5 protein-coding genes, 1 tRNA gene and 1 pseudogene are annotated in these 9,291 nt (G+C 36.6%); 2 read left to right on the forward strand and 5 right to left on the reverse strand.

Annotated elements, in window-relative coordinates; genetic code table 11:
* The first annotated feature begins 261 nt into the window (after window positions 1–261).
* Window positions 262–462: a hypothetical protein gene (locus tag ACFIMW_RS05620; RefSeq protein WP_375608130.1), complete on the forward strand. Its 201-nt coding sequence runs from the start codon at window positions 262–264 to the stop codon at window positions 460–462.
* A gap of 1,386 nt (window positions 463–1,848) precedes the next feature.
* Here the strand turns inward: ACFIMW_RS05620 and ACFIMW_RS05625 are convergent.
* The 3 genes from ACFIMW_RS05625 to ACFIMW_RS05635 all read right to left on the reverse strand — a co-directional run bounded on the left by ACFIMW_RS05625 (window position 1,849) and on the right by ACFIMW_RS05635 (window position 3,847).
* Window positions 1,849–2,373 (reverse strand): type II toxin-antitoxin system PemK/MazF family toxin, encoded by a 525-nt coding sequence (locus ACFIMW_RS05625; protein WP_375608131.1) that lies wholly within the window; start codon window positions 2,371–2,373, stop codon window positions 1,849–1,851.
* 283 nt (window positions 2,374–2,656) lie between these two features.
* Window positions 2,657–3,229, reverse strand: coding sequence for a disulfide bond formation protein B (locus tag ACFIMW_RS05630; protein ID WP_375608132.1), 573 nt, complete (start codon window positions 3,227–3,229; stop codon window positions 2,657–2,659).
* Window positions 3,230–3,241: 12 nt separating this feature from the next.
* Window positions 3,242–3,847 carry a YqaA family protein gene (locus tag ACFIMW_RS05635; protein WP_375608133.1) on the reverse strand — a complete coding sequence of 202 codons (606 nt, stop codon included), beginning with the start codon at window positions 3,845–3,847 and terminating at the stop codon, window positions 3,242–3,244.
* 191 nt (window positions 3,848–4,038) lie between these two features.
* Here ACFIMW_RS05635 and ACFIMW_RS05640 point away from each other — a divergent pair.
* Window positions 4,039–4,123 (forward strand) — tRNA-Leu (locus ACFIMW_RS05640).
* A gap of 2,148 nt (window positions 4,124–6,271) precedes the next feature.
* On the opposite strand, the gene ACFIMW_RS05645 is transcribed toward ACFIMW_RS05640, so the two are convergent.
* Together ACFIMW_RS05645 and fumC are read right to left on the reverse strand one after the other, a co-directional pair.
* Window positions 6,272–7,162, reverse strand: coding sequence for an outer membrane protein (locus tag ACFIMW_RS05645; RefSeq protein ID WP_375608134.1), 891 nt, complete (start codon window positions 7,160–7,162; stop codon window positions 6,272–6,274).
* Window positions 7,163–7,829: 667 nt separating this feature from the next.
* Window positions 7,830–8,039, reverse strand: a pseudogene (gene fumC, locus ACFIMW_RS05650) (class II fumarate hydratase); the annotation flags it as partial.
* Between the last annotated feature and the right edge of the window lie 1,252 nt (window positions 8,040–9,291).

The raw sequence follows: 9,291 nt of genomic DNA on the forward strand, positions 1-9,291 counted from the left end.
AAAATTGTGCTGCTTTTTTTGATAATTTTGAAGATAATCTCCTTTTCTGGGAGAAGTTTTTACCTTTCTTCCCCTAGATTATAAGTAGTTGTTTTTTAATGAAAATAATTTTTATAGTGTTCCTCTGACTGTTCAGGCGGGGAAAAATAGACATTTTGGGGCAGTAAAATTTACCCTGTAGTTTTCGTAACTTACCTCTCTATTTTTGTTTGATTTTTTTGGGCACTTTTAAAATCCAAATCAACTGAAATGGATTTAAATATGATAAAAATACTTTCTTTTTTTACAGTGCGTGGAAGTGCAAAAAATTCTCAAGTCAATGCACCGATATTGGAGCAGCCTGTTGCTGATGAGGTGGTGCGTAAATCGTTTAGAATAGGTCTATTATCGCATTGGTTAAAGTTTGAATTTACCCTTGTTATGGAAAAGGTCAAAGCTGAGCGTCATGTGCGCTCTCCATAAAGAAATCTTGCTATCTATAGACCTAGTGAGAGTTTTTCTTAAGAAATTTGCACAATAGTAAAACTAGTTAGCAAAACCTGTTCTTTGGCACAACAAAAAGGATGTCATAAATGATTATCTCATCATAAATATGCTCTAAGAATAACCCTTGCGTGGCGAAAGTCTATGGCGTAGTCGCTATAGATTTTTGCTCCGTGTGTGATGATCAATGCTCTTGTTTATCTCTTGTCAATGCAAGTGCCAATGAAAGTGATGGGTGTAGTTTGACACTAGGCTTTATACTCAGTGGGATTAGATGGTAATTTGTTGTTTCTATGTATAAAATTTAGCATTCAATGCGCGTTTTGTCAAAATAGATTTTGACATTTAAAATTGTAAAAAAGAGCTAAAAAGAGTGAAAATCAGAAAAAAGTGCATTTTCATGCTAAAAATGAGAGAAGGCTTTGAGAGGTCTTTGTCCCCCCTTTGAGAGCCTTTTAAAAACTCTTTGAAAAAAAATTAATTGGTACAAAACCTAGTGTCAAAATATACAAAACTTGATGACAAGCTACAATGGATGTCTATTGTTCCATTGTGATGCTTGGTTGTTCATGTTTAGAAACGACAAGTGTATTAAATGCGATAGGGCTGATAGAAAGGAGAACGTATCCTGTAAAAAATAGGTATGTCTTTAAAATAAAGCTGATAAACGAAATTATTTTTTTTATCTACCTTTTATATGGTGAGAAAAAAGGCTTTAAAAGCGCAAGCATACGCAATTTAGCAGTAAATCCCAAAATAGCTTAACATAGATCGTTTCTCGGAAAAGAGGAAGAAAATCTATCTGCAAAAGCTATGTTAGGTCATGTGACCGGTGAAATAATGTGGTTAGGGCGACAAACAATTATTATTGGTGAAGAGATAGAAATCGATTGGGTGTTGATTTCTGGTTCATTAGAGAATTTTCTTTGTTCTCTCGTAAAATACGATCGTTTGAGGTGTGGTCACTATAAAGCGAAGCTTTTTTCAATCTTGGAAAGATATTCCCATTGCGGTAAATCATATAAAGTTTAAGAAACGCCAGCACGATTTTTTGTGCAATGAAATGATAAGTATGTACAACATCTCGGTAATCTCCATGGGAAACTTTACCGGATCAACAGTACGGATATTGTCTTCTGCTTATCCCCAAATCGCAAATATTTCAAAACAACAACGGTGGAGAATGAATGTGGATATGTTTTAGGGAAGGTTGCAAAAAATGGCTAAAAAGTTCTCAAAAAAAATACCAAAAATGACGAAAGGAGCGGTTTCCCACTCCTTCGTTCCTATCTCCCCTTGCGGGGAAGCGGCCACCATTACTGATGCCGTGTATGGCGGTATATATACGCTTATTTTTTTCAAAAGTCAATAGTGTAAATGCGGTAAATATTTGAGCATTAGAGCTACAACTTTATGAAAATCTTCGCAGGATAATCTTGGAACGGTACGTGAGCAACTTAAACGACTTACAGAAACTGTTGTGACATAATTGCAGATAATCCATGCTTTTTTATTCTCTATGGGAGATTGTATTGGATACGCAGCGGGATTATTGGGTTGTGATTTCGTTGAAAAAGGCAAAACTGTCACATTTCCATATAATTTTGCATTCTTAGAAAGCACTAAAACAGGCCGCTTTTTCCAAAATTCAGGGAGTATTGAATCATGAGGAAAATCGCACCAAAAAACTTGCCTGATGCGTGGTGCCGATTTGATTCGTGGTTTTATATGAGGTGGTTTTTCGTAAGGAGCATTTAAATCCCTTTCTTTTATATGCTCACGCCATGCATTATGATCATGTTCCATCATAACACATGGTTCTTCAAGTTTGGTTATATCTAAGGAAATAGGTGATAGGGTAGAAGGCGCTGTGTTCTTATCTTCAGCCATAGCAGACCATTTATATTTATTGGTCCCCTCACTTATTATTTTACGGCTTTTCTATCACGAGTTTTTATCAAAATGTTGCCCATAAGTACAGAGAGGTGAAACCATAAAATGGATGTCTCTGCTTATTTTTGTCTTTTGAGTACAACGCTAGAGGAGGGATGTTGGTGACTCGTTGGTGTTGGTGGGTTGGTTTGGGTGGGGATTGGTGACTGGAGGGTTGTTGGTTAGGGGGGAGAAGTGATTGGAGAGAACGAGTGCACGCGGTTTCGTTTCTATTTTATGGTTAGAGTTTTTTATAGACTGAAAGAATTCCTTTTGAAGCGATATAGAGGCTTATAAGGGAGAAAAATAGGCTTGAGACGACATTCCAACCGGCAAATGAGAGAAAAAGAAAGCGTACGGATGCTTCAGAACAAGAAGGAGGATGAATGTTGTTTAATTGGTTAAGAAGCTGGTTAACGTTTGAGGTTTTTCTGACTGCGCTTAAACCACAGCTGAGGGGAGCTTCCCAAAAGCCATATTCAACACCCGCATGATAAACGGCTAAAACAAGGCTGATGCACATTAAGACAAAAACACACAAAAATAAAAGTTGTATCCAAGCCGTTGTGCGAAAAAAACATGCCCCAAAACCTGCTAAGAGCAAAAATGGTATGGCACCATAATAGGGAAAACGCTCTATGAGACATAAATCGCAAGGAAGATAGCCGCCAAGATATTCAAAACTAAGGGCGAGACCTATTATGGTGGACAAGCAAAGAGTGAGAAAAAAAGCCCAGAAACATTGTTCTTTTCTGCTGGGTTCAACATGAAGGTGCTTGTGTAAAAGTGGGTGAGAAGACAAAACGCATGCCATTGAGTCTATTCCTTATAAAATCTGCTTGTTTAAAAAAGCGATGAAAACCCCATAAATTAAAAGGAGACTAACAAAACCAATGAGAATAATCCATTTGAAATGCTGTGCTAAAAAATTCATTGCTTTTTGTCCAAAATGTTTCATAAGCCACGCGAGAAGATAAAATCGAGCGCCTCTGGAAAAAATACAAATAAGAATGAAAAATTCAAGACGCACACTCATAACACCAGCCAAAATTGTGACAATCTTGATGGGGGGAAGATGTAAAAAACCTGATGTTATCAGTAAAATGATGAGAAATTGTAGGGTTGCGTTGTTTTTTAGAGATTCAAAACTTTCAACTTTACCGTAAAATTCTAAAATAGGTTTGGCAAGGGTGTCATAGGCAAAATGTCCTATAAACCAACCGGCAATTCCTCCTAAAACAGAACAGATCGTCGCAAGAAAAGCATAGCGATAAACCCGCTTGGGATGGATAAGCAGCATCGGAATATATAAAACATCTATGGGAATTGGAAAAACAGAACTTTCAATAAAAGCAATGAAACCAAGCCAGTGTGGTGCTGTACGCCGATTTGCTAAAGAAATCGTCCAAAGCTTTAATTTGTTTAATATCATGTGTTTTTTATAAAATTAAGAGGTAAAGACTTTACAAATGAGGTTTCTATAAATCCGGTAGAGACAATATTTCATAAAACAAATAAAAAATGATATGAATTCTAAAAAATGAGAAGTCTTCTGTTGACGAATCTGTTCTTCTTCATATAGTGCAAAAGGGTAATCGACAAGTCTGTCTTTTATAGTAATGTGCGGGTGTGGTGGAACTGGTAGACGCGCCAGACTCAAAATCTGGTTCCGAAAGGAGTGTCGGTTCGAGTCCGACCACCCGCACCACTTATAGATTTTCTACACTATCACTTGATATCGTTGTTTATCTTATTTTATTTAAGTTGTCTTTTATGGACGACCTTGATATCTGATGAATCTGTCACAAGCGTAATTCAAAAGGTGGTTTAAAAAGTGATTAGGAAAACAAGAATACGTAATAGATTTGCTGCTTTCTCTGTAAAAAAATTTGCCTAAAGGTAAATATGCGGATGGAGCTGGACTGTGTGGCTTATCTCGACCGCATGAATACTTTCCTTTATCTGTTATGACATTTGAAATTGTATGAGAGTAACCTCATCTTTGGATTTGTTTTTTTTCGCTCTAAAGGATGAAAATTCTAAAACCTACGTTTGTTTTTAAATGATATAGCTCTTTTCAGTGGGGCACATCTGCTGGACGTTGCAGGTGTAGAGACTCTATGGTACTTATATCATCAAATGACGGTATTCTATTATGCTGTAAAACAGCGTTGTTGAGAGCATTGATATAAGGCATGAAAATTTTTCCATATTGTAAGTGTTTTTAAATATCGTGATCCGTATTCAGGGCAGGGCTTGTTTGTTGCACTTATGAAGTGGACCGCATGAGGGGTCAGCAGGTGGAACCTACCCGTGAGAAGCTGGATTGTTGACAGACCAGTGGCTGGTAGGAATCTTCCTCCTTTGAGGTGTGGGGAAGAGGGTAAGATGTAAAACGATAAGGTTATTTTTAAAATAATTATATATGAATCTGCTTGGTGCTATCGATGAGTGAGAACTTTTAATAGAACTACAGCTTATGGGAAAATGGAATAGAGCTGTTTGTTCTTGAAGGATGCTTTGCTGGTTGCTGTTGTCATTTCTATGATTGTTTACAATGATGTTTGTGTTATTCTTTTGATGCGCTGCATAAAGACACTTCATTTGAAGTATTATAATACAACCTCCTTAAAACGTTAAAGCGTTTTTTTAAGAGGCGTTGGATATTTCGGGAAAGGGTTTGCTCATAGCGCTTGATGCATGTTCATCACATGAATAGCAAGCCAAGAGAAACTAGACTCTATTAAGAATACGATCTGTTTACAGATTGGTGTGGGTTTTGGATTTTTTATCCTTTGAAGAGGGAGGCAAGTGAATTCTCATGACCCTATATAAAGTGAATCCTATAAGCAGAAAGTTGATGAATTTACACCGAAAAAATCGGATTATTTATAGGTTAGTGAGGGAAGCTTTCAGATGTGAAGAGGAGATTAGGTCCCTTATTTGTGCTATTCAAAGGACTGTCATCTTTTTTTTACTGAGTGGTTGTCTTTGACAACAGAGTTTTTTCTTACAAGAGTGTACAAATTGCAAAGTGTGAAGATATAAGTGGAAAGCGGATTGGATAAAATCTCCAAGGATAGATTTGTTATCTTGTTTGGTTATCTTATGAAGTCAAGTGCGAGAAGTGGTTAGGGACGTTACTTTTCAGAAAAAACTGGATTGTTTATGGATTAATGAGGGAAGCTTTCTTTTAGATGTGAAGAGGAAGTTGAAAAATTAACTGATGATTTTCTATTTTATGCTGTTGTCATGTTATCATCATATGAAGTTGTCATTGAAGCGCGGTATCCGTATTTATTTTAAAGAAATATCTCTTAATAAGTGCTCTTATTAATTTTACGATGGCACCCAATCGTATGATGTCAAAATGCTTGTGAAGTGTATAAAAGCTTTATGAATAAGCAAACCGGCGCTATTACACAATTTGCTAATTCTCAATGTTGCTAAAGCCCTTGGTATTTGATAAAATTCATAAGAAGCATTTTTGGTCCTTGTCTTATACAATTTACCCACATTCCAGCCCCGCTTGTGACGTACAAGCGAATGGTTTTTATTGATTCAACATGAACAGATTTGAAATGAGAGAATCTTATGTTATTCGGAACTCTCATTCAAACTGAATAAAACTAAATTATCTTTATAAGTCAATATGTTGTAGTTATTATATTCCAAACGTATACCATGAAATGATCAAAGGATAGGACCTTGCTTTAAGAAAAGCTGGATTGTTTCGTAACCATTTGTTTAAAGTTTAGCACTGGTTTCGAGAATCTTCGTCTTTCTAAGGGAAAGGGAGCTATAAAAAAACCCTGTTTTTAACAGGGTTTTTTAACAGTTCAATTTTTACAAGATATTAGAATTTATAAGCAATGCCGAGGCGAAAATCATGCGTTTTTGAGGCGATTTTAAGTTTATCGTCGGCAAATTTCTGTTTAAAAAAATCTGAATAGCGATATTCTGTACGCATGACGATGTTATCTGTCATTGCAAGATCAAAACCACCACCAATAGTGTAACCAACCATGATTTTTGTCTCATCTAATACATTGCCAGAAGCAAATACTGTCGAATCTTCTTGCGATTTTGTTAACAGTGACATGATATATTGCATCTGTGTGTAGGCGATACCCCCTGCAATATAAGGCATAAGACGATGGGAAGCAAAACCAATACGCGCGCGTGCGGCGCCAGCCCATTTTTCTTTCAACGTTACACTGCTTACAACAATGTCACCATAGTTGGGTATCGTTTCATCTTGGGCTGCAGGTTTTATAATAGGAATCCCAGCCTCTTTAAAAGCTGCGTTAATTGTGTCTAATTCATCTAGAATTTTCTTTCCATTGTCTGTTTGGGTGTTTTTTCTCCCAGACCAGACCATGTCCGTATCAAAACTGAAAATAAGGTTATCTCCCAGATCAATATTAGCGCCTGCATACAAACCTGCTCTCAATCCTGATGGTTTGGGAGATAAGCCTCTATCAACCCAAGCCCATTTCCCCTCTCTGGCTTCTTGTGCGTAATTTAGAGTGTTTTGACTGGAAAAATATCCAGTTTGTCCTCCAAAATAAAAACCAGACCAAGAAAAAGGCGCAGAGACAGTAACCGGTGAGATACGTGGCGATAAAATGTTTGGCGATGAAACATTCAGTTGTGGTTGCTTAAAGATTACTGTATCTGCTGCTTGCGCTGTTGAAGCAGTAATGAAAGTGAAAATAGATAGTGTAATTAAACATTTTGTGTTCATAAAACGTCCCCAATTTATTTTAAATACATAATATATTGTATATGAATTGGTTAAAAAAATCTATAGTTAATATCATTATGAAAAAATAAAATCCTCTAAAAATTTATGCTTACGTAACTTTGAAAGTTTTTTTAACTTGTTTTTCATGCGGTTTTCATTATGGAAACGTTGATTTGCAAGCTTTTTAATATAGTCCTTCACTGTACTCTGTGTTTAGAAAACATTATGCTATAAGAAAATAAGCTTTTAGTTTATTAAAAAACCATTATCTTATATATAAAATACTTTTTATTATTTATTCTATAGATGCAATATTCATTATGGGTGATATCAAATTGATATTTAAAAATGCATGTTAGCACTGTTATATTCTTTGCCAGTTTCCAATATTGCGATAGCTCTTGGTGTTTGAGAAATGCGTGACGTTATTTTTTTCAATCGTTTTTTATTTATATGACGCTCTCGCTTATGATGCTCAAGTGAATAATTTTGGCGAATAATTTTGATTGATTCAATACAATAGGAAGAACAAGTAAGGGGCAATACCAAGAATAAAAAGGGGAGAAATGCGAGAATCTCAAGTTTCATGAAGTTTCTTATGCACCATGTAAAACGATAAATTATCTTCCTTCTTGTTCGCTTAAGTCAGAATGTAGATCAGAGCCTAAAACCGAATGTCATTGGCAATTTTAAAGAGATTAGCGTACATCCATTCAGACTTTTGTGGAAATGCGAGGGCTCCCATGAGGCGTGAGGGATTCCATGAGGAGCAGGGTGCTTTAAATTTATTGCGAGTAGTCTTAAAGGAGACCTCCGAGAGTAGGCGGATTGTTTCGGCAAAGGCAATGTCGAAACCGTTTGGTGCATTAAGTACTGTTCAAAGAGCTGTTCTTCTTTTGGCAATATCCTGATTTATCAATGATAATTTAGTGCTCTTCAACGTGAATGAAACCCTTAAACACCCTAGGGTTTTCTCGTTTCAAGTTTGTTGCTTGTTGGATCAAACAAAATCATGTTTTTTTGTGCGTTACAAGCGGGGAGAGCCTTGTGTGGAGTGAAACTGTATAAAAGACAAATGCTCCTCATGCATTGTTCCAAGTGTCAAGGGGCGTCACGCAATAAGGGATTTCACGCAATCGTGGGCAAGAGTCGCAAACGGCGATGAGAGTCTAATGAGACCCTAAAATGAATGTTGTGGAGTCATCATAATCGGGGTGTTTGCCTCCCGATTTTTTAACAGAGAGGCTTAAGAAGTTTTCATCTTCTTTATAGGGGGCTTTGGGGGAGAATGGACTGATTTATAAGTGGATAATTGAGTGCTCTTCAACGTGAATGAAACCCTTAAACACCCTAGGGTTTTCTCGTTTCAAGTTTGTTGCTTGTTGGATCAAACAAAATCATGTTTTTTTGTGCGTTACAAGCGGGGAGAGCCCTGTGTGGAGTGAAACTGTATAAGACAAGGACAAAATCCCCTCATGACTCCAATACTAAGGGATGTCACGCAATCGTGGACGTTGGTAGAAGTTGTGTTGATGGTGCTGGTTTGCTCTAAGCGTAAAGATGGGGGCGTTCAATGGTGTTTAGGTTATATCATTTACGGACACTGTTGCGAAATGGGTTTGAGAACATAGAGATATGTTTCTTTAAAAAACGTGTAAATTAGCTACGCAAGTATATTTGATTTGGGGTGTTCTATTTTACATGAAGGACGTGATTCCATTAAAGAACGTGAAAAATAAAAGCGTGAGGCAATGCATTCTCTCTATTCGTTAAAAGATATTGCTCTTGACGTTTTTGAAAGTTGTAAGGCTAAATTAAAGGATGCAAAGCTGGAGATTGATTTTACTTTACGGCTTTATATTCTCTGTAAATGAGGCTGTATTTCCATTATAGAGACGATCCAAACAGGGATATGCAATACACTCATCCTCTTTGGTATATAAGCTGCAACAGCAGAGAAAGCCCTCAAACCACTTTAATCTTTGTTTCAAAGCTGCATTAAAGGATGCAAGATTGGAGATTGGTTTTACTTTACGGCTTTATATTCTCTGCAAATGAGGCTGTATTTCCATTATAGAGACGATCCAAACAGGGATATGCAATACACTCATCCTCTTTGGTATATAAGC

Source organism: Bartonella sp. AC329YNZD (assembly GCF_042196685.1).
In the GTDB taxonomy this organism is placed as follows: domain Bacteria; phylum Pseudomonadota; class Alphaproteobacteria; order Rhizobiales; family Rhizobiaceae; genus Bartonella.